This is a genomic window from Candidatus Leptofilum sp. (assembly GCF_965223285.1).
Lineage (GTDB): Bacteria > Chloroflexota > Anaerolineae > Promineifilales > Promineifilaceae > Leptofilum.
This window is the reverse complement of the sequence record NZ_OZ244997.1, coordinates 4,910,364-4,936,414: the sequence shown is the minus strand read 5'-3', so window position 1 is coordinate 4,936,414 and position 26,051 is coordinate 4,910,364. Positions and strand designations below refer to the sequence as shown.

The 26,051-nt window shown below is 52.3% G+C and carries 24 protein-coding genes; 18 read left to right on the top strand and 6 right to left on the bottom strand.

The genetic code is table 11. From position 1 onward, the window contains the following. The first annotated feature begins 85 nt into the window (after positions 1 to 85). The 12 genes from ACOQPU_RS22195 to ACOQPU_RS22140 all read left to right on the top strand — a co-directional run bounded on the left by ACOQPU_RS22195 (position 86) and on the right by ACOQPU_RS22140 (position 12,489). Positions 86 to 892, top strand: a complete 807-nt coding sequence (locus ACOQPU_RS22195) for a Yip1 family protein (protein ID WP_420642021.1) — start codon at positions 86 to 88, stop codon at positions 890 to 892. After that, positions 889 to 1,599, top strand: a complete 711-nt coding sequence (locus ACOQPU_RS22190) for an ABC transporter ATP-binding protein (RefSeq protein ID WP_420642020.1) — start codon at positions 889 to 891, stop codon at positions 1,597 to 1,599. The genes ACOQPU_RS22195 and ACOQPU_RS22190 overlap by 4 nt, the downstream gene beginning before the upstream one ends. A 130-nt stretch (positions 1,600 to 1,729) precedes the next feature. Continuing rightward, a complete protein-coding gene (locus ACOQPU_RS22185) occupies positions 1,730 to 3,406 on the top strand; it encodes an IPT/TIG domain-containing protein (protein ID WP_420642019.1) in 1,677 nt (558 codons plus the stop codon). A gap of 28 nt (positions 3,407 to 3,434) precedes the next feature. Next, positions 3,435 to 4,784, top strand: coding sequence for an ABC transporter permease (locus tag ACOQPU_RS22180; protein ID WP_420642018.1), 1,350 nt, complete (start codon positions 3,435 to 3,437; stop codon positions 4,782 to 4,784). A gap of 234 nt (positions 4,785 to 5,018) precedes the next feature. Beyond that, positions 5,019 to 7,349, top strand: a complete 2,331-nt coding sequence (locus tag ACOQPU_RS22175; protein WP_420642017.1) for an ATP-dependent helicase — start codon at positions 5,019 to 5,021, stop codon at positions 7,347 to 7,349. Positions 7,350 to 7,446: 97 nt separating this feature from the next. After that, complete coding sequence (locus ACOQPU_RS22170; protein ID WP_420642016.1) at positions 7,447 to 8,649, top strand: class I SAM-dependent methyltransferase; 1,203 nt, start codon at positions 7,447 to 7,449, stop codon at positions 8,647 to 8,649. Positions 8,650 to 8,703: 54 nt separating this feature from the next. Continuing rightward, positions 8,704 to 9,048 carry a type II toxin-antitoxin system RelE/ParE family toxin gene (locus ACOQPU_RS22165; RefSeq protein WP_420627336.1) on the top strand — a complete coding sequence of 115 codons (345 nt, stop codon included), beginning with the start codon at positions 8,704 to 8,706 and terminating at the stop codon, positions 9,046 to 9,048. Positions 9,049 to 9,050: 2 nt separating this feature from the next. Beyond that, positions 9,051 to 9,332, top strand: coding sequence for an XRE family transcriptional regulator (locus tag ACOQPU_RS22160; protein ID WP_420627335.1), 282 nt, complete (start codon positions 9,051 to 9,053; stop codon positions 9,330 to 9,332). A 5-nt stretch (positions 9,333 to 9,337) separates the two neighbouring features. Next, complete coding sequence (locus ACOQPU_RS22155) at positions 9,338 to 9,628, top strand: hypothetical protein (RefSeq protein ID WP_420627334.1); 291 nt, start codon at positions 9,338 to 9,340, stop codon at positions 9,626 to 9,628. A 21-nt stretch (positions 9,629 to 9,649) separates the two neighbouring features. Then, positions 9,650 to 10,591 (top strand): hypothetical protein, encoded by a 942-nt coding sequence (locus ACOQPU_RS22150; RefSeq protein ID WP_420627333.1) that lies wholly within the window; start codon positions 9,650 to 9,652, stop codon positions 10,589 to 10,591. Between the two features lie 22 nt (positions 10,592 to 10,613). Further along, positions 10,614 to 11,648 carry a hypothetical protein gene (locus ACOQPU_RS22145; protein WP_420642015.1) on the top strand — a complete coding sequence of 345 codons (1,035 nt, stop codon included), beginning with the start codon at positions 10,614 to 10,616 and terminating at the stop codon, positions 11,646 to 11,648. A gap of 31 nt (positions 11,649 to 11,679) precedes the next feature. Beyond that, positions 11,680 to 12,489, top strand: a complete 810-nt coding sequence (locus tag ACOQPU_RS22140; RefSeq protein WP_420642014.1) for an NYN domain-containing protein — start codon at positions 11,680 to 11,682, stop codon at positions 12,487 to 12,489. Between the two features lie 2 nt (positions 12,490 to 12,491). On the opposite strand, the gene sigJ is transcribed toward ACOQPU_RS22140, so the two are convergent. Continuing rightward, the gene (gene sigJ / locus ACOQPU_RS22135; RefSeq protein WP_420642013.1) at positions 12,492 to 13,367 is read right to left on the bottom strand and encodes an RNA polymerase sigma factor SigJ; all 876 of its coding nucleotides are present in this window, start codon (positions 13,365 to 13,367) and stop codon (positions 12,492 to 12,494) included. A gap of 7 nt (positions 13,368 to 13,374) precedes the next feature. Then, on the bottom strand, positions 13,375 to 14,619 hold the full coding sequence (locus tag ACOQPU_RS22130) for an NAD(P)/FAD-dependent oxidoreductase (protein ID WP_420642012.1): 1,245 nt from the start codon (positions 14,617 to 14,619) through the stop codon (positions 13,375 to 13,377). 383 nt (positions 14,620 to 15,002) lie between these two features. Here ACOQPU_RS22130 and uvrB point away from each other — a divergent pair, with 383 nt between their 5' ends. Both uvrB and ACOQPU_RS22120 read left to right on the top strand, forming a co-directional pair. Further along, positions 15,003 to 17,081 carry an excinuclease ABC subunit UvrB gene (gene uvrB, locus ACOQPU_RS22125; protein WP_420642011.1) on the top strand — a complete coding sequence of 693 codons (2,079 nt, stop codon included), beginning with the start codon at positions 15,003 to 15,005 and terminating at the stop codon, positions 17,079 to 17,081. 16 nt (positions 17,082 to 17,097) lie between these two features. Then, entirely contained in the window at positions 17,098 to 17,574 is a 477-nt protein-coding gene (locus tag ACOQPU_RS22120; protein WP_420642010.1) for a DinB family protein, read from the top strand. 45 nt (positions 17,575 to 17,619) lie between these two features. Here ACOQPU_RS22120 and ACOQPU_RS22115 read toward each other — a convergent pair whose 3' ends face one another. Both ACOQPU_RS22115 and ACOQPU_RS22110 read right to left on the bottom strand, forming a co-directional pair. Continuing rightward, entirely contained in the window at positions 17,620 to 18,669 is a 1,050-nt protein-coding gene (locus ACOQPU_RS22115) for an aldo/keto reductase (RefSeq protein ID WP_420642009.1), read from the bottom strand. A 32-nt stretch (positions 18,670 to 18,701) separates the two neighbouring features. Then, positions 18,702 to 19,067: a MerR family transcriptional regulator gene (locus ACOQPU_RS22110; RefSeq protein ID WP_420642008.1), complete on the bottom strand. Its 366-nt coding sequence runs from the start codon at positions 19,065 to 19,067 to the stop codon at positions 18,702 to 18,704. A gap of 104 nt (positions 19,068 to 19,171) precedes the next feature. Between ACOQPU_RS22110 and ACOQPU_RS22105 the strand changes: the two genes are divergently transcribed. Together ACOQPU_RS22105 and ACOQPU_RS22100 are read left to right on the top strand one after the other, a co-directional pair. Continuing rightward, positions 19,172 to 20,212, top strand: coding sequence for a DNA cytosine methyltransferase (locus tag ACOQPU_RS22105; protein WP_420642007.1), 1,041 nt, complete (start codon positions 19,172 to 19,174; stop codon positions 20,210 to 20,212). After that, positions 20,148 to 20,885: a hypothetical protein gene (locus ACOQPU_RS22100; protein ID WP_420642006.1), complete on the top strand. Its 738-nt coding sequence runs from the start codon at positions 20,148 to 20,150 to the stop codon at positions 20,883 to 20,885. Before ACOQPU_RS22105 ends, ACOQPU_RS22100 begins: the two co-directional genes overlap by 65 nt. Positions 20,886 to 20,916: 31 nt before the next feature. Here ACOQPU_RS22100 and ACOQPU_RS22095 read toward each other — a convergent pair whose 3' ends face one another. Further along, complete coding sequence (locus ACOQPU_RS22095; protein WP_420642005.1) at positions 20,917 to 21,408, bottom strand: DinB family protein; 492 nt, start codon at positions 21,406 to 21,408, stop codon at positions 20,917 to 20,919. Positions 21,409 to 21,515: 107 nt separating this feature from the next. On the opposite strand from ACOQPU_RS22095, the gene ACOQPU_RS22090 reads away from it, so the two are divergent. Next, on the top strand, positions 21,516 to 22,265 hold the full coding sequence (locus tag ACOQPU_RS22090; protein ID WP_420642004.1) for a hypothetical protein: 750 nt from the start codon (positions 21,516 to 21,518) through the stop codon (positions 22,263 to 22,265). 121 nt (positions 22,266 to 22,386) lie between these two features. After that, positions 22,387 to 24,150, top strand: a complete 1,764-nt coding sequence (locus ACOQPU_RS22085) for a dynamin family protein (RefSeq protein ID WP_420642003.1) — start codon at positions 22,387 to 22,389, stop codon at positions 24,148 to 24,150. Positions 24,151 to 24,208: 58 nt separating this feature from the next. On the opposite strand, the gene pabB is transcribed toward ACOQPU_RS22085, so the two are convergent. Further along, positions 24,209 to 26,008: an aminodeoxychorismate synthase component I gene (pabB, locus tag ACOQPU_RS22080; protein ID WP_420642002.1), complete on the bottom strand. Its 1,800-nt coding sequence runs from the start codon at positions 26,006 to 26,008 to the stop codon at positions 24,209 to 24,211. Positions 26,009 to 26,051 lie beyond the last annotated feature (43 nt).

Sequence of the window (26,051 nt, the reverse complement as noted above, 5' to 3'; positions counted from 1 at the left end):
ACACGCTAGGCACACCTCACTTGGTCGGCACGGCCGTTTTCTGTAAAATATCCACAAGGTTTTGCCTATTGTTGAGGGGGTAAAAATGACAGAAGGCACCGTTTCACCCGCAGCACCCAGCACGAACAATCCCGGATTTTTGGCAATGGTTTGGGGCGTTTTGGCCAAGCCCCGCATTACCTTTGCCACCCTGCGCCACGGCAGCAGCCGCGCCTGGATCATCTTGGCCATTTTGGGCATGATTCTGGTGACGCTGCCCATTATTGCCAGCGGGCCGATTACCACTCAGCAAACCCGTGACCAGCTTGAAGAACAGTTCCAAAACCAGCCGGGCTTTGAAGATAGCGGCGTGGATGTGGAGCAGGCTGCCTCCTTTGCCACTTCCCCCATTCTCACAACGGTCGTCCCGGCCGTTTTTGCCGCGATTGGCCGTGTATTGAGCTGGCTTCTTTGGGCAGGTGCCCTCTATTTACTGGCGTCAATGGTGGGTGGCAACAGCACATTTTTACAGGTATTTCAGGTCGTTATTTGGGCCTGGTTACCTTATATGCTTCGTGCCGTTTTGCAAGCAGTTTACATCACCGCCACGCAAACGCTCATTACAAATCCCGGATTGTCTGGGTTTGCAAGTGTGCCCACGCCTGATCCGAGCGATCCATTTGGTACGCTACCCACCACAGGGGAAGCAATTTTGCAAGCATTTTTAGGGCAAATTGATATTTACCTCTTTTGGAATTTAGCCCTGCTCACCATTGGCATTACGGCCGTTACCAAGCTCTCCTGGCGCAAATCATTTGGCTTGGTGCTGATTGTGTGGGTGGTATTTATGGCGGTAAGGTTGATTTTTACGGCCGTTTCCACCAATCTGGCCAGCGGATTTGTGGGTGCATGACCGACCACAGCTTCATCCAGGTGCGAACCCTGCACCGCCACTTCCAGATGGGCACCGAAATTGTGCATGCGCTTGACGGTGTGGATGTGGCCATTGAACAAGGCGACTTCATGGGCATTGTCGGGCCATCTGGTTCTGGTAAGTCTACGCTACTTTACCTCATTGGCGGGCTAGATCAGCCAACTTCTGGCGAAATTTGGGTGGATGGCACCGACATCGCCGCGCTTGATGAAAATGGACTGGCCCAATACCGGCAAAAATCGATCGGCTTTATCTTCCAATCCTTCAACCTCATTCCCACCATGACCGCCCTCCAAAACGTGGAGTTTCCCATGCTGTTTGCCCGCGTCAGCCCCAGCGAGCGCACTGCACGCGCCACAAAGCTGCTGGAGATGGTTGGACTAGGTGACCGCATCCACCACAAACCAACCGAGCTTTCCGGTGGTCAGCAGCAGCGCGTTTCCATTGCCCGTTCGCTGGTAAACAACCCAGCCATCGTCCTGGCCGATGAGCCAACGGGGAATTTAGACAGCAAATCAGGTGGCGAGGTGATCAACATTTTGCAGCGGCTCAACCGGGAAGAGCAGCGCACCATCATCATGGTGACGCATGACCAGTCGCTGCTGGCGGCCACCACGCGCCACATCCAAATTTTAGACGGCCGTATTCTGGCAGACGTACGAGGAAGTTATGAACAAGCAAATTAAGAAATGGCCACAGAGAACACAGAGGGAAAAGAGAAAAATCTCAGGATTCTCCGCTCTCTTTGCGGTTCAAAAAAGATTGCCTTTAACAGCCATTTTGGGATTCAGTGTATTTGCGCTTGGTTTCGTGTTTATGCTGCCCCGACTAGTGGCGGCGGCACCTGCTTCAGAACCCATTGCAGTGCGAAACGGGAGTTTTGGATTGCAAGTCACGCCAACAGCTACCATCACCCCCACGACAACGAGCACGCCTACACCAACCAACACAGCAACCCCGCTGCCACCCACCACCGCCCCTATCATTCTCACCGCCATCGAACCTGGGCGCATCTCTGCTGAGACAGGCGGCACGCTCACTGTCTACGGCAACAACTTCACCGCGGGTAGCGTCATCCGCGTTGTAGGGTATGGCGTCCTGCAAACAACTTATGTCAACAACGAAGTATTGACAGGCATCATCCCCCCAGGGCTAAACCTGGGAAAATACAACGTTCAGGTGGGCCTGGGGGCGCAAGATGGCCCCAACGCCGTGCTAGAAGGCGTGCTGGAAATTTTTGGCCCCACGCCCACGCCTGTGCCCACCAATACGCCCGTCCCGTCTCCAACCACTGGCTTTGTCTTTGGCCAGCCGCAAATTGCCATTCGCTCGGCACTGACCAGCCCAACTAGCCTGACGCCAGGTGAGCCGTTTGAGCTTACGCTAGAGCTGGCCAATTTGGGCAACTGGACCGCCATCGACATTGAGCTGGAGCTGCAATCCGCCGATCTGGCTATTCCCGCTGCAGGCAGCAGCGTGCAAATTTTGCCCCGCATTGGCGTCAACGAAATCGTCACGACGACGCTGTCGCTGATTGTGCGAGAGAATGCTCCTAACGGCCCACAAAATCTGGGCTTTAACATTGACTTTTTTGATTTAGACGGCCGTCCCTACAACACACAGCCCGGCGTGGGGCTAAACATTGGGCAAGGGGCCACCGCCACGCCAACGCGCGGCCCCGCCGAGCCGCGTCTGGTGCTAACCACCTATGAAGTCGCCCCTGCCAATTTGCAGCCCGGCACCCGCTTTGATCTCAAACTGCTGCTCAGCAATGTGGGAGATGAAGCGGCCGAAGATGTGTTGCTAACCCTCGGCGGCAGCGGCGGGGCGCAGCTCACCCCCTTTGCCCTGGTAAACTCTGGCAACGTGCGCTTTATTGAAGAGCTGGCGGCGGATGAGGTTACAGAAGTGGTAGTGACGATGCTAGTGGATGGAACGGCCGCTTCTGGCGTGTACAATCTGCCCATCGAGTTTAGCTACGGCAACAGTGACCGCACCGATGCCCAGGTGGTCAATCTGCTGGTGGAAAAAGCACCACAGCTCCAGGTAGGTTTCTACCGCAGCACCGGCCCCGGCTTTGTGGGGCAACCGCTTGATTTGCCCGTAGAAGTGGTCAACATCGGCCGCAGCCTCATCAACGTCAGCACGCTCAGCCTCAGCAGCCCCGGCGGAACGGTAGAAAACAACTCCATCTACATCGGCCCGCTAGACGGCGGCACCTCTGGTTCATTGGACGGCCTCATTTTCCCTGAAGAGGGTGGCCCGCTGGAAGTTCTGGTGACGGTCAACTATCTGGATGATTTCAACCAGCCACAAATCTTTGAACAAACGCTCACCGTGCCGGTGGATGCCCCAGACGAGCCGCCACAGTTTACGGAAGATGGTGAGGTGATTGTGGTGGATGGGGATACGGCCGTACCATCCGACGAAGATGAATCTTTTGGCCAACTGCTCTGGCGATTCATTCGCGGCATGTTGGGCTTGGGGAGTTAAGAAGAGATTGGAGATCGGAGATTGGAGATTGGGCATTCACCTAATCTCCAATCTCCAATCTCTAATCTCCCGTCTCATTATGCGCATAGTTGAACTGCTTCGCCTCGTCAAAAATAACCTGCTGCGGATGAAATTCCGGGTGATGATGACCTCTGCCGGAGTGTTTATTGGCACGGCCGCAGTCATCCTGCTCATGTCTTTGGGCGCGGGCTTACAGCGGTCTGTCCTTTCTGGCTTTGACGACATTGGCGACCTTACCGAAATGACTGTCAATTCTCCCGGCGACATCTTCTTTGCCGGTGGGGCAGGCATTCAAAGCGACGTGGTTCTTAATGACCAGGCAATTGATGCCTTCCGCGAGATTCCTGGCGTATTGGCCGCCACCCCCCTGCTGCGCCTGCAAGCCAGTGCCGAACTCCGCCTCAACCGCCTGACGGGTTTCACCTCAATCCAGGGGTTAGACACGGCCGAATACCGCAATTTTGGCGTCGAGATGGCCAGCGGTACAGATTCACCCGGGCAGTGGCAAGCATTGGTAGGCGCACGGGTCGCCGACAACTTTTTTAATGCCCAAACGGGGGAAGCAGGCGGCGATGATCTCAATTTGCAAGGAAAAACTTTGCAGTTAGTGCTTACTCGCTTCTCTGGTGAAACGGGCGAAACGATAGAACGGACCGTGCGCGTACGGGTCATTGGCGTCATGGCAGAATCGGGCGGAGAGCGCGACTTCTCCATCTACATGCCCATCCGCAACGTACAGGATTTAAATACCTGGGCCACCGGGCAGCGTCCCAACATTAATCGGGATGGTTATAGTCAGGCATTGGTTAAAGTGGAGTCAGCAGATGCAGCAACGGCCGTAGAGCAAGAGATTACGCGCCAAGGTTTCTTCGTCTTCTCTTTTCAAAGCGTCCTCAGCAGCATCAACGTCATCTTTTTAATCATTCAAGCAGTTGTCGGGGGCATTGGCGGTTTGGCACTCGTCGTCGCGGCGTTTGGCATTGCCAACACAATGATTATGTCAATCTATGAGCGCACCCGCGAAATTGGCCTCATGAAAGCCGTCGGCGCCACCAACCGGGACGTGATGCTTATCTTTTTGGCGGAAGCGGGGGCGATTGGCCTCATCGGCGGCATTGGCGGCGTGCTTTTTGGCATTGTGCTGGGGCAGATTGGTGGCTTTATTGGTCAGCAATATTTATTAGCCCAAATCGCCCAATCAGGCGGCACCGGTGAAGTGGAATCGCTCGTCTACACGCCACTCTGGTTGCCCGTCTTTGCCCTCGCCTTTGCCGCCCTTGTTGGCGTCCTCTCTGGCATCTACCCCGCCCTGCGGGCCATCCGGCTCGATCCCATTGCCGCGCTGCGCTATGAGTAGGGGCGAGGCAATCGGCCACGATCTTGGCCTGACGAAAAACCTTCTCTCCGATTGCCTTGCCCCTTTGCTTTTGCATTGCAAACCACCTGACCATTGTGGCAATTGGGCGAGGCGGTGGCGAGAACAGATGGTTCGTGCAATCACACATTTTCCGCCACCGCCTCGCCCCTACCAATCTTCATTCGCCCACCATTTTGATATGCCAAACCCTACGTGTCACGTTACAATAACCCCATGACTTTTTACCTTGAAGGCTTGAATGAAGCACAAGTAACGGCCGTTACCGCTGGAGAGGGCCCCATTTTGGTACTGGCCGGGCCGGGCAGCGGCAAAACCCGCGTCCTCACTCATCGCATTGTTCATCTCATTCGGGAGATGAACGTGGCACCGTGGCAAATCATGGCGGTGACGTTTACGAACAAAGCGGCCAAAGAGATGAACCATCGGATTGAAGAATTGCTAGACGGCCGTCCGCGTGGCCTGACGATGGGCACCTTCCACGCCACCTGCGCCCGGATTTTGCGGCAAGAAAGCGACAATTTGGAAGGGTACGAGCGCGATTTTGTCATTTTTGATACGGCCGATCAGCAGCAAGTGGTTAAACAAGCCCTCAAAGATTTGAACCTTGACGACAAGAAATTCCCCGTCAACAAAATGCTCAACGGCATCAGCAATGCCAAAAACGAACTAATCACGGCTGAACTGTACGCTGCGGGCAACTACATTGCCGAAGTGACCAAGCGCGTTTACGCTCGCTACCAGCAGGTGCTCATGGCCAACAACGCCATGGATTTTGATGACCTGCTCATGAACACCGTGCTGCTGTTCGACCAACGGCCCGATGTGCTGCAAAAATATCAGGAGCGATACCGTCACATTCTGGTAGACGAGTTCCAAGACACCAACACTGCCCAATATGGCCTGCTGCAACGGTTGGCTTCCGCGCATCAAAACATCTTTGCCGTTGGCGATTCCGACCAATCCATCTACAAATGGCGCGGGGCCGACTACCGCAACATCAATAAATTCCGCGAAACGTACCCAGACGCCGAACTCATCTTACTAGAGCAAAATTATCGCTCCACCCAAATTATTTTGGACGTGGCCAAGGCGGTCATCAAGCAAAATAAAAACCGCGTCCACAAAGAGCTGTTCACCACGCGCCAGGGTGGCGAAAAGATCACCGTGCGCGAAGTGTACGACGAGCGCGAAGAAGCGGAAGTGGTGATAAACCAGATTCAAAATTTGCGACTCCAAGGTTACTCACCCGGCGAAATGGCGGTGATGTACCGCACCAACGCCCAATCCCGCGCTTTGGAAGAAGCGTTCATCCGCGCCCAAATGCCGTACAAGCTAGTAGGAGCTACCCAATTTTACAAGCGGCGCGAGGTAAAAGACGTGATCGCCTACCTGCGGCTGGTGCACAATCCGCTGGACTCTGTGAGCTTTGCCCGCGTCATCAACACGCCCACGCGCGGCATTGGCAAAAAGACGCAGGAAAATTTGCAGGAGTGGGCGTTCTACAACAGCATGTCCCCTAGCGAGGCGGTGGTTCGCTTGGCGACTGATCCGGAGGTGCAGCATCCGTTCCGGGGGCGTGCCTTCAACGCACTCAGCAACTTTGGCAACATGCTCAACGCTTGGCTCACCGTGCGGGATTCCGCTACCGTTGGCGACCTACTCGATCTCATTTTGGAGCAAACGGCTTACCGTGACTACATCGAAAACAGTGCCAAAGATGTGGATGAAGCGCGCGACCGCTGGGCCAACGTGATGGAGCTGCGCGGTGTGGCGCTTATGGGCGAAGGCTTGACGCTGAGCGAATTTCTGGAGCAGGTGGCCCTTGTCTCCGAGACAGACGATCTGGAAGATGACCCTAAGGCGGTGACGCTGCTGACGCTGCATGCGGCCAAGGGGCTGGAATTTCCCGTGGTGTTTCTCACCGGGTTGGAAGATGGGGTGCTGCCCCATAGCCGGTCGATGGAAGACAGCGAATCGATGGCCGAAGAGCGGCGTCTGTTTTACGTCGGCATTACCCGCGCCAAGGATGTTGTGTTTATCACGCACGCCTTTCGCCGCACCTTTTTCGGCGAGACAGAAGTGGCCATTCCCTCTCGCTTCTTGCAAGAGATTCCGCTGGATTTAACCGAGGGCGGTACGGCTAAACAGCGGCGCGAAAACAGTTTTCGGCAGGCCAGCAGTTGGAATTGGTCATCTGGTAGCAGGTCTTCGGGCTACGGGCGTGCCTCCCAACGCAGCAGCTCTCGCCCAGCCAGCCGCAAAAGCTACTCTTGGGCAGACAGCACCCAAAACAGCGGCCAGTCACGCATCAACAACCGTCCAGCCAACCTACCCAAACCCCACCACGAAGAGGATGATCTGACACCCAGCGGCCCACAAGTTGCCAAGTACAAAACAGGCCAAAAAGTGCGCCACAAAAAGTTTGGCGAGGGCACGGTCATTGAAAGCAAGCTAACGGGCAACGACGAGGAAGTGTCGGTGGCCTTTGCCGACGTGGGCGTGAAGCGGCTGGCGGCCAGCTTTGCCAATCTGGAAATTCTTTAGCCACAGAGACCAAAGAGAAAAAAGAGATTTTGAGTGCAGAAAACAAATCTGCGTTAATCTGCAAGCGCAAGTTGCGCCAATCTGCGGATAAAAAATAATGAGCGATTACCAAAAGACAGTTCGCAACGCAATTCTGGACGAAGCCAACTTTGTGCGGGCGACTTTTAGCGGGCGGCAGCGGGGGCAAACGATTCGCTGGCAGAAGTTGGAACTGCGCCCGGTGGAAGTGCGAGGCAAGCGGCATTTGCAATTTTCCTTTTTTGATGAGAAACAGAACATTGTGAAGAATTATTTGGGGGAAACGGCCGTTACCGAACTCAACAACGCCCTCACCCTCCCCTTCCGCAACTTCCACATCATCAGCCAAACTGAAACGATTCAAATTAACCTGAGTAAGAAGCGCAAACCCATCATCAACCGCAAGGCGACAGAAAAGCCGCAGGCGGTGGATTTAGCGCACGACCGGCGTAAAAACACGATTTTGTCTGAGGGGGAGGACATTCCGTTTTTGAAAGTGATGGGGGTGATGCGGGGGGACGACCGTATCAAAGCCAACCATCGCGCCAAGTTCCAGCAAATCAACGCCTTCCTCAAAATTCTGGATGAGATTGACGCGATTGCCGCCCTGCCAGAACCGATCCGCATGATTGATTTTGGCTGCGGCAGTGCCTATCTGACGTTTGCCGCTTACCATTATTTGCACAATATTCTAGGAAAGCAGACCCGCATCGTGGGCGTGGACGGGCAGGAAAAGCTCATTGCCAAAAATAAAAAAACTGCTGCGGTACTCGGCTGGGACGCCCTCACGTTTAAGCAAGGGATGATTATTGATTACCAGACCGACACACCGCCCAACATTGTGGTGGCGCTGCACGCCTGCGACACGGCCACCGACGATACGCTGGCCCAGGGCATCCGCTGGCAAAGCAAGGTAATCATTGCTGCCCCCTGCTGTCACCATCATTTGCAGGTGCAGTTACGGGAACGGCCGTCTCCAACTGAATTTACGGCCGTTTTGCGCCACAATTTGTTGCACGAACGCTTGGGCGACATCCTCACCGACGCCTTCCGCGCCGCCATTTTGCGGATGCACGGCTACCAAGTGTCGGCAATGGAGTTCATTTCGCCAGACCACACGCCCAAGAATTTGCTATTGCGGGCGGTGAGGAAGGGGTATAATGTGGGAGTGGAAACGGCCCCTTCGGCAAACTCAGGGCAAGCAGTTGCTGAATACGCCCAACTTCAACAATATTGGCAAGTCGAACCATACCTTGCTCAACTCCTCTCAATCAAATTGTGAAAACCGCTGCATTCTTATCTTGCTCAAGCGTACCAAAAATGATACACTCGCAGCATGAATGGCGAACCGCGCTTACAGGTCTACTTTTTCAAAACAGCCAATAATAAGCAGCCTGTTCGTGATTGGTTAAAAGGATTGCCCGTCGAAGATAGAAAAGTTATTGGCAACGATCTAAAAACTGCCCAATTTGGTTGGCCGCTTGGTATGCCACTTATTCGCAAGCTAGAACGAGACTTATGGGAAGTACGCTCCAGAATCCAGAACCGTATCGCTAGAGTTATTTTTACCGTTGATGGCGACAGAATGATTTTGCTACATGGCTTCATTAAGAAATCACAAAAAACGCCTAAAAGTGATCTACAACTGGCAAAACAGCGTCTGAAGGTACTGCGAGGATAAATATGGACGAGAAACATATCGGTGACACGTTGGATGATTTTTTAGCGGAGGAAGGCCTTTTAGCTGAGGCAGAAGCGGTTGCCATCAAGCGCGTTATTGCTTTCCAAATCTCTCAGCTAATGGAACAACAAAGATTGTCAAAAGCGGAGATGGCGAGGCGAATGCAAACTAGCCGTGCCGCTGTGGACAGATTGCTCGACCCAAGTAATGAATCTGCTACGCTGACCACGCTTGAAAAAGCAGCCCTCGCCCTCGGCAAACGATTACAGGTTGCTTTGGTCTAGTCGTTTTGCGCCATAACCTGCTGCACGAACGCCTGGGCGACATCCTCACCGACGCCTTCCGCGCCGCCATTCTGCGGATGCACGGCTACCAAGTGTCGGCAATGGAGTTCATTTCGCCAGACCACACGCCCAAAAATCTGCTTTTGCGGGCTGTGAAGAAAGGTGATAGCGGGGGAGAAACGGCCCCTTCGGCAAACTCAGGGCAAGCAATGGCCGAATACACTCAACTCCAACAATTTTGGCAAGTCGAACCTTACCTTAATCAACTTTTGGTAGATTCTAACTATAAGTTCTGAGTCAACTTTGGGGAATTTTTGATGCCAGAAATAATCGTACAACCTATCCATTTTGAAGATCGTAGCGGTTATGAGTTCGAGCGTTTAGCATTCGCCTATCTCCTTCGTACAGAAGAATGGGATTTGATTGAGTGGTACGGACAACTTGGTTCGGATCGTGGAAGGGACATTTGGGGAGTTTTATCAAATCGACATCGGATTTCTACCATCTGTTATCAATGTGCCAATCATCAAAGACTTACATTTAAAAAAGCTAAAGAAGACATTGATAAGATATGTTCTGGGCCTAATCAGGTGCCGAGCAAGTTTGTTTTAATTATTGGAGGGAAGATTTCAGCTAATATGAGAAATCGTATTGACGAATATGCAAAAAGTAAAGGCATATTCGCCGTGGAAATCTGGAGCGGAACCGAATTTGAAGAAAGGCTTCGAAAGGACACTCCTTCTCTTATTCGTAGATTTTGTGAAGGAGAAGCTTTCCCCGAAAGTGTGTCAGAAATTTCTGCTTTTATTCTAAAAGACGAAAAATTCGACGATAACAAGATACTTACAGCTTATGCTTCCTGTTTTGACAGACCTGCCTTTACAACTCCTTTCTATCGCGAAAGCAACTTGCCGCATTTCAAAAAGGCCATCGGCGACACCATTGAAGCTCTCCAAACAGGAATTCACAGGCTCCGTGATGGAACCATAATCAAGAGATTTCCTCCTCTAAACGAGATCCGAGACATAGAAGTACGAGACACTTTGAGAGAGATTGTAGTTGATCTACAAAAGCTGCGTGCTTCGTTTGAAAATCTTTTGAGAATCGGTGCAATTAGAGCTTGTGGCTGTGGTCGTGAAGATTGTCCTGTTTACTTTTTATCGTCAAACGCCTGCCATGAAATGGATTCTTTAAGGAGAGAAATCCTCGAAAAATTTAGGGCGTTTTTCCCTGAATTTCAGGTTGAAATATGGAGGTAAAAACACACACTCATTTCGGTATATGCCAAACCAAGCCAAACTCACTCTTCTACTCTTAGCACTTACCCTGCTCACCCTTGCCATCCCTCACCCCAGCCAAACGTTTGCCTCGGAATGTGGCGTCACCTCGGTGGGCTTTGTACCGCTAAATGATTTGGGCGCGGGAACACACCTGGGCAGCCAGGGCGGCCTGTACCCCAACGGCAGCAACGAGCTGCCCGCTGCCCATGCCGAAGCTGGTTTGGCAATTGCCAACAGCATCCAGCCGTTGAACAGTAGCGGGCAAGTTGATGTGGGAAACGGCCGTATCGTCCTCCTCTCCATCGGCATGTCCAACACGTCCCAAGAGTTCCAGGCGTTTATGAGCCTGGCAGAAAATGACCCGCTCCGCGCCGCCAACGTCGCCATCGTCAACGGGGCGCAAGGTGGCAAAACGGCCGAAAACATCTCAAATCCCACCGATGATTTCTGGCCCAATGTTGATCAGCGGCTGGCAATGGATGGCCTAACGCCACAACAAGTGCAAATCATTTGGATGAAGCAGGTTCGCAGCAATGTTGATCCCAGCGAACAGTTCCCCACAGATGCCCAAATCTTGCGGGATCAACTGCAAGCCATTGTACAAATTGCCAAAGATCGCTTCCCCAACCTCAAAATCATCTACCTTTCCAGCCGCATTTACGCAGGCTACGCCTCCACTGACCTCAGCCCAGAGCCAGAAGCGTACCAAAGCGGCTTCGGCGTCAAATGGCTCATTGAAGAGCAAATCAACGGCAATCCAGACCTGAACTATGATCCGATGTTGGGAACCGTGAATGCGCCCTGGCTGGCCTGGGGGCCGTACTTGTGGGCCGATGGGCTCACGCCACGCAGCGATGGCCTCACCTGGCTGTGCAGCGATTTTGTGGATGATGGCACCCATCCTTCTGACAGCGGGGCCGCCAAAGTCGCCGGAATGCTGCAAGAATTTTTTAGATCAGAGGCAACGGCCGTTCCCTGGTACATTGACCTCTCACAACTTTCCAATAAACAATTCCTCCCGCTGGTGCTAAAATAAGCCTAATATTCAAACTTGCACACTTAATCTCATGCATTACCTAATTGACGGCCACAACCTCATCGCCAAGCTGCCAGACATTGACCTGAGCGACCCCGACGATGAAATTCAACTGATTTTGAAATTAAGGCAGTGGACGGCCGTATCCGCCAAGCGCGTCGTCACCGTTTATTTTGACGGCGGCATCCCCGGCGGGCATAATGTCAACCTCTCCAACTCCCAGGTAAAAGTGATATTTGTTCGCCAGGGGAAAACGGCCGATTCCCTCATCATTGCCCGCATCAACCGCGTCAACAACCCGCCCGAATTCCGCCTCGTCACCAGCGACCAGGAAATCATCAACGCCGCCAAGAAGCGCAAAATGCCCCACATTCGCAGCGAGCAATTTGCCCACCGCCTCAACGACGACAAAGAAGAACGCATCTTACCCGGCCCTACTATCACCGATGAAGACCCGGTGATTAGCGACGCCGAAGTTAGCGAATGGCTCGATCTGTTTGGCCCTGTGGACGAAAACGCGCTCCGCAACCGCCCCAAGCCAATCCCGCCCAACCGCCTCATCCCTGAACCTGAGCCAGAACCGGAAGAAGCGGAAGCCATTCCCAAACCACCTGCCAGCAGCGACCGAGAAAATCCTGAACTGAGCGATGAAGAGCTACTTGAATGGCTCACCCTCTTTGGCGGCGAACCGAAGCAGGAACCACAATCCATTAACAAACCAACCACTGAAACTAAAAAAGCCAAGCCCCGCCCTCAAAAGAAGAAAAAATCCCCCAACCCCCATAACCTTAGCGACAAAGATTTGGACGCCTGGAACGCCTACTTCGGCCAGGACGATTAAGATTAAATATATAAATGTGCCAGCTTCTTCCCGGCAATAAGCTGAATGAGGGCGATACGGCCGTCTACCGCATACACACAAATCACCACAAATGGTTTGCCACTGGCCGTAAGCAGGATTGAGGGACGGCCGTTTAGCGACACAATTTTGGCTTCCAGATTTGGCGGTGACAGTTTCCGCACCCCCATCATAAATTGGCTTACAGATTGCTGACCGCGCAGCACCCGAATAGCCGCACCCCGTTCACCGCCACCGTCTGGCACCAGCGTGACGTCTTCCGTCAGCATCGCCAAAAATCCCGCAAAATCCCCAACCTCCACCACCTGCAAAAAGCCCTGCAGTAGTCGCTCGTGGTCGGCTGGATTGCTATCGAAGCGGGCGCGATTGGCGGCAATGTGCTGTCGCGCTCGTCGCCCCAACTGACGGCAAGCCGCATCCGACTTCTCCAACATCTCCCCAATTTCACGATAGCTGTACGCAAAGACTTCATGCAACAAGAAGACCGCTCGCTCCGCTGGAGACAACTTCTCCAGCAGCGTCAGGAAGGCAATGGAAATTGAATCGTGCAAAATCATTTGGTCTTGTGGATTGGCTAACTCAGGCAAATGGGTCGTTAACACCGGCTCTGGCAGCCAGGGGCCAAGATACGTTTCGCGCTGCTGGCTGGCCGACTGGAGCCGGTTCAAACTAAGGCGGGTAGCAATCGTCGTTAGATACGCCTTCACATTTTTCACTTGGGCGGCTGGCACTTCCCGCGCCCGCAAATAGACATCCTGCACAATATCTTCTGCCTCGGATGCCGTCCCCAACATGCGGTAGGCCAGCCCAAACAGCAGCGGGCGATATGTTTCAAAATGGCTTGCCAATGATTCAGCCATGCAATCTTTAATCTCCACTCTCCAATCTTCCAACGGCCGTTTCCATCTTACCCACTTTCTTCTGCTGTCGGGCAAATCGCCCCTTCCCAAACCAGAAGAAAAAGCCAGGCAGCCTGCGTTCAATCTTCAAAAAGGCCAACAGCAGCCAAACAAAAAAGCTACGCAGCCGCACGGCCGTTTTCCGCCGAAAAACGGGACCAACCGCACGATCGGCCGGGAAAGTATTAAAACCTACGGCATCATGCGGCCCCATGCCGATGGCCTGCCCGTAAGTGGCAAAGCTCAACGGCCGTTGCGATTTTTGTTTGAGAACGGCTGTAATATTATCTGCCGCCAATGCCCCCGTCACCAAAGCCACAAAAAGGCTCATCCGCACGGGCGTGCCAGGGTCTTCCACGGGGTTGACGGCATCACCAACCGCATAAATGTTAGCATATCCTGTCGAGCGCAGAAACGGATCGGCCAGCAGTTGGTTCAGTCCATTGACAGGCAATCCCGCCTCTTTTGCCAGACCCGGTACCTGGAATCCGCTACACCAAATAGTCGCTGCCGCTGGCAAGAAACGGCCGTCCTGCAACTGAACCCCATCTTCGCAAACCATCTGCACCGGGCTGTTCTCGTGCAGCTCAATCCCTTGCTCAGCCAACGCTTCCAGCAAGTGAGTCTGAATCCGCTCTCCCTTAAAATCCCCAGCGGCTCCCGCCGTCACCAGCTTAACCACCGACTGCGGATAGTTTGCCTTAACCTCGCAGGCAACTTCCAAACCAGTCGCGCCACCGCCCACAACGGTCACTGTCTTGCCAGGCAACAGTTTGTTCAGGCGGCTTTGCAAAGCGCGGGTCGTCCGCTTTCCAACTGCATCCAACGTGTAAGCAAATTGTGCCATGCCCGGAACCCCCTGCCGCCGGGTTTGGCTGCCCAAAGCGTAAACCAGATAGTCGTAGCCTAACGTTTTCTCACCCTCTTCTGTTTTGAGGGCAACTGTTTGTACATCTGTATCGATGGCTGTTGCCCAGCCACGCACAAAGGTTACGGCCGTTCCCCGCAACAAATGAGCAATTCCAGGCTGCCGAATCTTTGCCCCAGTCGCTGCCTCATGCAAACGTGGCCGTTCCACAAAATGATCCAATCCATTCACCAATGTAATTTGCGTATTCAGCCACTTTGTTTTACCCGCCAACCGCAAAGTTGCCATAATTCCAGCATACCCGCCACCTAATACCAAAATCTTCGTCGCATGTTTTGTCATCATTTCACCTCATTTTATCAGACTTACGCACTTCTCACGCTGTGGCCAGTGTCCCACCGTGCCACAACTGGGCGATTGCGTAAGCCCTGTTCTATTTAGAACGTAGATGACACCAACTTTTCTGATCCACGTTTTCCGCGTTCATCCGCGTCCCATAATTCTTTCTGCCAACTAAGACAAACAACCCCAGCAAAACGTGACACGATCCTGAAAATTAACCCAAAATCGCGGCTTACAAGGGCAAATTGTGGTAGAATTACGAACTTGCGTTCTAATTTAGAAATTTCATTTATGACACAGGCTGTCAAGAATAAAAGCTAAAATTGAAAGGTCTGCTCAAGAGGCAGCTTGGTCCATTTAGAACTAAAATTTTCCAGAGGATAAAAATGCCTGAATTCCAAATTCAATCTGATTTTGCACCGATGGGCGACCAGCCAGTTGCCATTGAAAAGCTGGTGGAAGGGATGGAGCGCGGGGATCGCTTCCAAACGCTGCTGGGTGCCACCGGCACGGGCAAAACATTCACGATGGCCAACGTCATCCAGCAAACCCAGCGCCCCACCCTGGTGATTGCCCACAATAAAACCCTCGCCGCCCAGCTTTACAGCGAGTTCCGCGAGTTTTTCCCCAAGAACGCCGTCTCCTACTTCGTGAGCTACTACGATTATTACCAGCCAGAAGCCTACGTGCCGCGCCACGACCTCTTTATTGAAAAAGAGACGCAAATAAATGATGAAATCGGCCGTTTACGCCTGCAAACCATGGCCAACCTGATGAGCCGTCAGGATGTGGTCATCGTTGCCTCCGTCTCCTGTATTTACGGCATCGGCAGCCCAGAAACCTGGGGGCAGGTCACCGTGGGCATCGAGCGGGGCGGCAGCTATCGGCGCGACACCCTGCTGCGCAGCCTCGTCTCCATCCAGTACGACCGCAACGATTTGGAACTGCGGCGCGGCACCTTCCGCGTACGCGGCGACACCCTGCAAATCTTCCCCGCGTACGCCGAAACCGCATACTCCGTTGAATTTTGGGGCGACGAGGTCGAGCGCATCAGCGAATTTGATGTGCTGACGGGCGAAGTGCTGCTAGACATGGCCAAAATAGACATCTTCCCCGCCCGCGAATTTGTGACGGACGAGGCCAAGCTGGCCCAGGCCATCAACGACATCGAAGAGGAACTCAACGAGCAAATTGCCTACTTCAAAGAGAAAAAGATGCTGCTGGAAGCGCAGCGCATTGAGCAGCGTGCTAGCTACGACCTGGAAATGCTGCGCGAAATTGGTTTCACTTCCGGCATTGAAAATTACAGCCGCCACCTGGATCAACGCCAACCAGGCGAACCGCCCTGGACATTGATGGATTACTTCCCCGCCAACTACCTGCTCATCCTAGACGAGAGCCACATGACCATCCCGCAGGTCCGCGGCATGTACGCGGGCGACCGCAGCCGCAAGCAAACGTTGGTGGATTACGGTTTTCGGCTACCCAGCGCAATGGATAATCGGCCCCTAAATTTTGACGAATTTAACGACCGGATCAATCAGGTCATCTGCACCAGTGCCACGCCAGGACCATATGAGCATGAGCATTCCCAGCAAATTGTGCATCAGGTCATCCGCCCCACCGGCATTTTGGACCCCGAAGTGGAAGTGCGCAGTGCCAAAGGGCAGGTGGACGATCTGTTGGGCGAAATCAGGCAGCGAACAGAACGCGGCGAGCGGGTCCTGGTCACCACCCTCACCAAGCGGATGGCTGAAGATTTGAGCGACTACCTGCTGGAGATGGGCGTCAAGGTTCATTACCTGCACTCCGAAGTGCACACCATTGAGCGCACCGAAATTTTGCGCGATTTACGTATGGGGGTGTTCGACGTGGTGGTGGGCATCAACCTGCTGCGAGAAGGTTTAGACCTACCCGAAGTGTCGCTGGTGGCCATTTTGGATGCGGACAAGGAAGGGTTCCTGCGCTCGGAAACATCGCTGACGCAAACAATTGGCCGGGCAGCGCGGCACGTGGAGGGCAAAGTCATTATGTACGCCGAGAAGATTACACGCTCCATGCAGGCGGCGATTGACACGACCAATGAGCGGCGCGAACGGCAGATGGCGTACAATGAGGCGCACGGCATCGAGCCCAAGAGTATCCGCAAGCTGGTGCGTGACCTGACAGACGACATCTCAGAACAGTATAAAGAAGATTTGGCCATTGCCGAAGGCAAAGCCCCCTACACCACTGCTGCCGATCTGCCCAAAGCAGAGTTGCACCAGATGATTAAAGAGCTAGAGAAGCAGATGAAGGCAGCGGCGCAGGCGTTGGAGTTCGAGAAAGCAGCCCAGCTGCGCGACCAAATCGTCGAGCTGCGCCAAATCATGGTGCTCAAAGATGCCGGAGCCGATGGCGACATCCCGGAGTGGGAGCGCATGCGCCGCCTGGATGAAGCGGGCATCCGCTACGACATCGATTAGAAAAAAGAGGTGATTTATGGAAACGACACTGGTTGAATTGTTCAAACACAATCTATGGGCTAATTTGCGCTTGCTAGACGCCTGCGCCATGCTGGCTCCAGAGCAGCTAGAAGCAAAGATTGAGGGCACGTACGGCCGTATTCAGGACACACTCGTTCATTTGTTGGCCGCCGAAGGACATTATGTGACTTTGTTGACAGGGGTGAAGCCGGAACGGCCGATGCGCTCAAGTGATGCTTTCCCCGGCATTCAATCACTACACCAACATGCCACAACGAGTGGCGAGGCACTGATCAAAATTGCTCAAGAAGATCCATTTGAAAAAATATTGAACGTTACCTACGACGGTGAAGAACACGATCTTCGCGCCGTAGTGCCTTTGGTGCAGGCTATTCATCACGCCAACGAACACCGCACCCACGTTGCTACCATCCTCAGCCAGCTTGGGCAGGAGCCACCGGACATCTCCGTTTGGGCCTACGATGACGATTAATTTGACCAGGTGACAGACACTTGGGGAGTACCTGTCACCTCGAACCTACCAACGGAACTGGGTTGGCTGCCAGCCTGGCCAGATTTCGTCTTCGCCGCCGTAATAAGAAACGGTGAATTGGGTAGGTTTGGCTACCTCGTCAATTTTGTTTAACTCTTCCGAGGTTAACTCAATTGTTAGGCTGCCAAGCGCGTCTTCGAGTTGAGACATGGTGCGCGGGCCAATGATGGGGGCAGTGATGGCTGGTTGGTAACGCTGCCAAGCAAGTGCGAGTTGGGCTGGCGAACATTCTTTTTGCTGGGAAACGGCCGTAACCCTCTCAATCACCTCAAACACAGACGGCCGATAATGTTCCCGGCCAAACCCTTTCCAAAACTCACTGTATCGTGAATTCTCTGGCACTGCTTCATCTGGGCGATATTTTCCCGTGAGAAAACCCCCAGCCAGTGGTGCCCAGGTGATAATCCCTAAACCATAGCTTTGGGCCATCGGCAAAAGCTCCCGCTCAATCCGCCGATCTAGCAAATTGTAGGGCGGCTGCTCACACACAAAGCGATTGAGTCCATACTCCTTTGCTACCCACAATGCCTCGATGAGTTTCCAGGCGGGGAAGCCGCTGGTACCAATGTAGCGCACCTTGCCTGCCCGAATCAAATCGTCCAAAGCACGTAATGTTTCATCAATCGGCACAGTTGGATCGGCGGCGTGAAGCTGATACAAATCAATCCATTCGGTGTTTAAGCGGCGCAGCGATTCGTGGCACTGCTCAATGATGTGGCGACGGCTGTTGCCACCCCCATTTGGCTCTGAGTGCATCGGATAATGTACCTTGGTTGCCAGGACAATTTTGCTGCGCTTGCTGCTGGGCTGGAGTGCCTGCCCCACGATTTGCTCACTGCGACCACGTCCTTCATTGTAGTTGCCCGGCTCATGGCCATAAACATTGGCCGTGTCGATAAAATTTATGCCGCTATCGAGTGCGTGATCAATCATTTGGATTGCGTCGGTGGTGTTGGTACGGCCGCCAAAGTTCATGCAGCCTAAACAGAGGCGACTGACCTGCACGCCAGTGCGCCCAAGAGTGGTGTATTCCATTGTTATTTCTCCTTGTGGGTAGCTAACGACTTTTAATCTTCTAAACCCTGGTAAAATTGCAGTTTGTCATCCAACTTCACCAGGAAACCCTGTAACTCATCAATGCGGCTTCTTATTTTTTGGCGATGGGCATCTAAGATTTCGCAGCGAGCAGGGATGGAATCGTTGCCAGATTGGGTTAGCTGCACAAATTCACGAATGGTTTCAATGGGCATTCCGCTGCTGCGCAGCAGCTTAATCCAGCCAATCCAGCCCAAATCTTGCTCATCATAAAAGCGATGGCCGCTGCCGTTGCGCTGAATGCCGGGTAAAATGCCGATCTCTTCATAGTAGCGCAGTGTGTACGCCGTCACGCCCATTTTTTCCGCCGCCTGTCGAATAGTGAATTGTTGCTCCATAATGTTTTCCCTGTCTTAGCCCATCAATTTGCTAATGTGCAAGCATTGTAACAGTTCGAGTACGCTCGAAGTCAAGAAGAAAATCAGACAGAAGCGTAAAGCAAATGTCGCAAAATCAGAAAATTTGTGCTAGTATAATTTTCAACGAATCATCCATAGAATTTTCATTTCACACTGTTGAGGATATCTCCGTGCAGGAATTTACATTTATTGATTTATTTGCTGGGATTGGCGGATTTCATATGGCTGCTACCCAAAATGGTGGAACTTGCATCTTTGCCAGTGAAATTGATCCTTATGCACAAGAAGCCTATTATGAAAATTATGGGATAATGCCATTTGGGGACATTACGGCCGTTGGTGCTTCAACAATACCTGAGCACGACATGCTTTGTGCCGGATTTCCTTGCCAGCCGTTTAGCATCATCGGTAATCGTCATGGATTTGATGATATGCGCGGGACGTTGTTTTTCGAGATTGTTCGTATTCTTAAAGAAAAAAAGCCGTCCATGATTGTTTTAGAGAATGTCAAACAGTTAGCTACTCACAATAAGCGGCAAACTATCAATAGAATTTTAGAAGCACTAAATGAACTGGGCTATAAAACGCATTGGACTATTCTTAACGCCCTAGACTTTGGCTTGCCGCAAAAACGTGAGCGTACGATTATTGTTGGGTTCTTAAATCACACTATTCAATTTAATTGGCCTCAAAAAACTTCAAACTATACGCCGCTTGAACAAATCCTCGAAACAAATGTTGATGAGAAGTATTATGCAAGCCAATTCATTTATGAAAAACGACAAGAAGCACATACAAGTAAACATTTTCCAGCAATTTGGCATGAAAATAAAAGCGGGAATGTGTCTAGTCATCCATTCTCATGCGCCCTCCGAGCTGGGGCTTCATACAATTATTTATTAGTTAATGGAGAACGTCGGCTCACCCCCCGTGAAATGCTTAGGCTTCAGGGGTTTCCCGACTCATTCAAAATTGTCTGTTCAGATTCGCAAACAAGAAAGCAAGCTGGCAATGCAGTTCCAGTACCGATGATTGAAGCCGTTATTCGTGAGGTGTTATATGCGCAAACCCAGGCTGAGAGACAGCAAAAACCGGAAAGCGCAGGATTTGTACCCGCTTGGTGAGTTCCCCAATTCTGTCATTTCTGGCATCGGCAAATGGATTATTTATCAGTGCGCGTTGGGCAAGCCAAAAATTAGTGGAGAAGATTGGGGAGACATTTTTGCCAAGTCAATCGATGGTGATCACCTTTCTAGCCCAGTTGGGCTGGCTGATGTTGTGCTAGAGGGCCAAGCATGGTCTGTAAAAAGTGTTAAAAATAGCAACCCGCACAGTTGCAAAACTATTCGCGTCATTTCTGGCAGAAACTCACCAGACTTTTCCTACGGGATTCAAAACCCACACGAAGACATTCAAAAAACAGGGGAAGCTGTCTTGCGTATTTGGAATGAGCGGGTGAATATCGCCCTGGAAAAATTTGATTATCTTCGCACTTGTTTTCTCGTTAGAAATACCAATGCACTTGAGTTCACGCTGTTTGAATTGGAAACACCGCGCTACATTCCCCAAAATTTTGAATGGCGTGTTAATTCAAGAGGCAATTTTGAAGCCTTTGACAAACTGGCTAATAAACACAAATTCACTTGGCAACCCCATGGCTCCCAATTTACAATCAAGTATGATGTTCCTTTTGCTTCCGTAAGATTTTCGCTCAAGCGTCCCCCGGTTTTAGATTTTGAAAAAACAATGGAGCAAATTGGTTTCACAGAAGAATGGGTTACGATTAAAACCAATTAGCTATTGGTACCGTTTGTGTACAAATATCCCCTCACATTCCCTGCCAAACCAAATATCCCTCAAAATCCAGCTCACCGGGCGAACAGCCGTATCCAGTCAACATCGCCGCCGCTTCACTACGGTGATAAGTGCCGTCGTTAATGACGTGCAGGATTGTTTGCCAACGCGTTCGCTGAATCGTTCCCTCTTCACGCCAGATGGCGTTCAGTGCGGCATCATCCATTTCAGCAATGAACGTCAGCCACGCCGCCTCTTCCTGCTGCCAACGCGTCCGCAGGCTGGCCACATCGGGAAAATCTTCCTCACGCAAAACGCCAGCATCTGGCAGGTTTTGCAGGGCAGCACACCAACCATACTCGGTATCCAGCAAGTGTACCAACGTGCCGCGCAAACTGTGCCAGCCGGGGTTTGGCGTCACCGGGCGGGTAAACTCTTCCACGGAGATTTGCTCGCAGGCCGTCAAAATCTCATTGTCAGCCCAGAAATTATAGGCAATCAATGTTTCGATATCGCTTTTGTGCATGAATGCTCCTTTGGTATGAAGGTGACAGTCACTTTTGGTTTTATTTGGATATGTTTGAGACAGAAGTGACTGTCACCTGCGACACTCTGCTTTGGCATGGTGAACGAATGAAGGCATTTATAATGCCAGGATTCTACAGCTTGTGTACAAATTTCCCCATGCTATACTTTTACCATCTTATGAACACGAATTCTTACAATATAGTCGAGAAAGACAAAATACTTAAAAATGCTTTTGGTGAGCTTAAGGATTTAGGAATAAATTCTAAGTGGTCAATCACTTCTCAGCCTTTCACATGCTTACAAAATGAGTGCAAATTGCTTGCATCTGATCCTGCTATTTCCAGAGAAATAGAAACATATTTTCAAGAAAATCTAATCATTGAACGTGCTGTAGAAATGTTCTTTACTCAAATTTCAATGTCTGCCCGAGCTAACTGGCGAGATGTACCCGATGAAATCCGTCCAATTACGGCACGCGGCTGGTTTATTGGACGATGGATTCCAACATTTCTGATTGTGGATGGACCGATTGGGAGATTTATTTGTAAAGGTGGATCGCCATTGTTTGACTGTCTGAAAAGTCAATATCTCAAATACCCGTTTCTTTCATCAGCCCGCGACTTCCTCAACAATGACCTATTTAGAAAACTACGAAATGGATTTGGTCACTGGGCATTTGACTGGGAGGTCATTGACCTGGAATCATATGTTGTTGCCTATGACTGGAGAAGCGGCTTACCAACAGCAAGATTACATCAGAAGCAAGCTGACGCTTTTCATATCATTGCATTTGCCTTAATAGAAGTATTGGATGAGACTATAATTTCGGAATTTAAGAAAAAGCCAAGAAAGTAAGAAGCACCATTAGACTTTCAAAGGCTGCTTGAACAACGGCCGCTTTGTGTCAAACAGTAATCAGCGGTGTCAAAGTATCAAAGTAATCCGCAAAATCTGCGGCTAAAAATTCAGGAAAACTATGGACGCTATTCTAAACACCGAGCAGGAAGAACTGCTCAAACGCACCCGCGATACGCTGGGCCAACTGCGCGACTTACTCGGCGATACGGCCGCTTCTCCCGAAGATCGCACTGCCTTAGCCGACTCCATCCGCCAGCTAGATGATTTATTCCTGCTGGTTGTCGCTGGGGAGTTTAACGCGGGGAAATCCGCCTTTATAAACGCCTTTTTGGGACATGAACTGCAAACTGAGGGCGTCACGCCCACCACTAGCCAAATCTACCTACTGAAATATGGCGAAGTGACCAACCAGGTTCCCGGCGATAAGGGGGTTTGGGTGCAAACCGCCCCCATCGAGATGCTGCAAAAGATCAGCATTGTGGACACGCCCGGCACCAACGCCATTTTGCGTGAGCATGAAGCACTCACGGCCGAATTCATTCCTCGCAGCGATCTCGTTTTGTTTATCACCTCGGCAGATCGGCCTTTTAGTGAAAGCGAGCGCAGTTTTTTGACCCAGATTCGGGATTGGGGCAAGAAGATTGTGCTGCTGGTGAACAAAACCGACATTCTTACTCAAGAAGGTGAGCGCAACCAGGTGATTGAATTTGTGCGTGATTCCGCCAAAAATTTGGTCGGGGAGATTTCGGCCGTATTCCCCATCTCTGCCAAGCAAGCACAGCACGCCAAGGCAGGGCAGCCGCAATTGTGGGCAGAAAGTGGCTTTGAGCCGCTGGAGCAGTTTATTCACGACACGCTGGACGATGACGGCCGTTTCCGCCTCAAGTTGCTCAATCCTCTGGGTGTGGGACTCAAGCTGGTGCGCAAGCAGCTCAGCCACAGCGAATCCGACCTGGCATCGCTGCAAGATGATCGCCAACTGCTAGACGACATCGAGCGGCAAATGCTGTACTACGACGAGGACATGCAGCGCAATTTTAAGGCGCGGCTCAGCGAAATCGACAATATTTTGTACGCGATGGAGAAGCGCGGCGACGACTTTTTTGACGAGATGATTCGCTTTAACCGCGTGGCCGATTTGATGCGCTCCCGCAGTCTAGAAAAGGCGTTCGAGACCAAAGTGGTTGCCGACACACCCAAGCAGATTGAAAATCGCGTCAGCGAACTGGTTGATTGGATGGTGGAGCAAGATTTACGGCAGTGGACGGCCGTTGCCGAACATATGGCCCAGCGCAAAGAAGCCCACGACAATCGCGTTGTGGGGCAATCTGGCCCCAAAGAAGGCACCCTGGCCTACGATCGTGCTCGGCTGGTAAGTTCCATTGGGGCCGCCACCCAGCGCGCTGTGGAAACCTACGACAAAGACAAAGAAGCTGCCGAACTGGCCGAAGTGGCCCGCTCTGCCGTGGTTGGCACTGGCCTGGCCGGGGCTGCTGGTGCCGCCGGGCTAGGCCTAGCACTCACGGGCGGCCTGCATCTGGTCTTCTTAGATGTAACCGGCATCGTCGCGGGGATTGCCTTTGCCACGCTGGGCGCACTCATCCTGCCGCAGCGTCGCCGCAAAGCAAAGCGGGAGCTAGAAGAAAAGCTGGCAACCCTACGCCAAAAGCTGGTCGGTAGCCTGACGGAACAGTTCACGCGCGAGATGAGTCGGGGCGCACAGCGCGTTGAGGACACGATTGCCCCCTTCGCCCGCTTTGTCCGCGCCGAAAACGACAAAATCTCCGCCCAGCGGGATGAGCTAGTAGAGCTAGAAGCACACATCAGCGGGCTACAGGCACAATTGAAGCTAGAAGCAATTGCCGAGGAAAGCGGAAGTTAGTAAGAAGTGAAAAGTAGGGGCGAGGCGACCGGGGATCGTTTTTTCCAAGCGAACTATCTTATCCTCCGGTCGCCTCGCCCAAATTGTTGCAAAAAACGGCCGTTCCCCACCCCCTAACTGAATTCAACAAATAAATCCCATCACACCGCTCCAGGTCAGCGACGGTGAGGACTTTTTCGCGTAAGTGTAAGCTGCTTGGATTTTGGTGACCACCTGGATTTTTGAGCAAGTAGCTGCGAAAGGTACCCCCCAGCATGCCAGATTCGACGGGTGGCGTCATCAGTTCGCCATCTAGCAGCAAGGCAATGTTGGAGCTGCTGGCCTCAGTTAGCTCACCCCGCTCATTGTGCAGAATCACATCGTCGCAGTCCGGGCGGCTGGCGCGGGCGGTGTCATATATTTGGCGGCGAGTGGTTTTGTGGTAGAGCCAGACGGTTTGTGAATTGATTGGTTCTTTAGCCAGCCCGACACGCACCGGGTTGGGTTGTGCGCCGACGCTCAGAGAGACTGTTTCCAGCATGAAACGGCCGTCCTGCCCCAGCAACAACCGCACTTTTATCGGTTCAGCAAGCGTTTCCATTAGAGAATTTAATTGGGTGAGAACGGCCGTTTCTTCCCAATCAATCCCAAAATATTCAGCCGAACCGCGCAAACGTGCCAAATGCTCATCTACCAAAAAGAGACCGCCGTCTGGCTGCCACAGCATCGTTTCGATCAGTTGGAAAGACGGCCGTTTCTCCGTCAGCACCCGTGATTTTACCCGGCACTCCTCGTACTCATCGGCCGCCACAGAATCCCACACAATGCCGCTGCCCACGCCGTAGGTGGCTTGCGCCTGCTCACGGTCCACCAACACGGTGCGAATAGCGACGTTGAACTGTGCCTGACCATCGGGGGCGAGGAAGCCAATCGAACCCGTATAAACTCCACGCGGTTGCGGCTCAAGCTGCTTAATAATTTCCATCGTGCGTACTTTGGGGGCACCAGTGATGGAGGCACAGGGGAACATATTTGCCAATATCTGGCTGAATGACGCCTGGGTTTGGGCTTCGACGGTGGAAGTCATTTGCAGGAGCGTCGGGTATCGCTCTACCTCGAACAGCTTCGGCACACGCACGGTGCCAATCTCAGCCACGCGCCCCATATCGTTGCGAATCATGTCCACAATCATCACATTTTCGGCGCGATTTTTTTCTGACTGGGCTAACCAGGCCATGTTGGCCTTATCTTGGGCCAAGGTGAGGCCGCGCACGGCCGTTCCCTTCATCGGCTTGGCATGGAGGTGAGTGCCATCTTTGCTAAAAAACAGCTCCGGCGAGGCCGAGCAAATGGCAAAACGGCCGATGTCCAGGTAGGCGGCGTAATTTGCCTGCTGCGCCGCCACCAATTCGGCAAAGTAAGCCAGTGGATCGCCGGAGAAGGTAGCGTACTGAGGAAACGTGTAGTTCACCTGATAGGTATAGGCCGCTTCGATCTGATCTTTGATTTGCTGGATAGCAGTGGTGTAAGCAGCAGGGGTGATGGCAGGCTGCCAAGTTCCAACAGAGACGGGAGATTGGAGATTGGAGATTAGCGGGTCAATCTCTGATCTCCAATCTCCAATCTCTTCATATCCTTCAAACAAGCCAAACCAAAGCAAGGGCAACCCTTCAATCGGCGGATGCACAGCCAGGTCAAAGGCGGCAGCGGCTTCGTAAGCTATGAATCCGGCCGCGTACAGCTTTTGGGAGTGAACGGCCGTTTCCAATTCAACCAGGGCAGGCAAAACATCTTGGGGAGAAACGGCCGTTACCACCCGCACCGGACGTTGAAATTTGCGCCAGAAACGGCCGTGTTGCAGGTAAACAAAAGGGGGCATTCTGATGGAGATTAGAGGTTGGAGACTGGAGATTGATAATCTC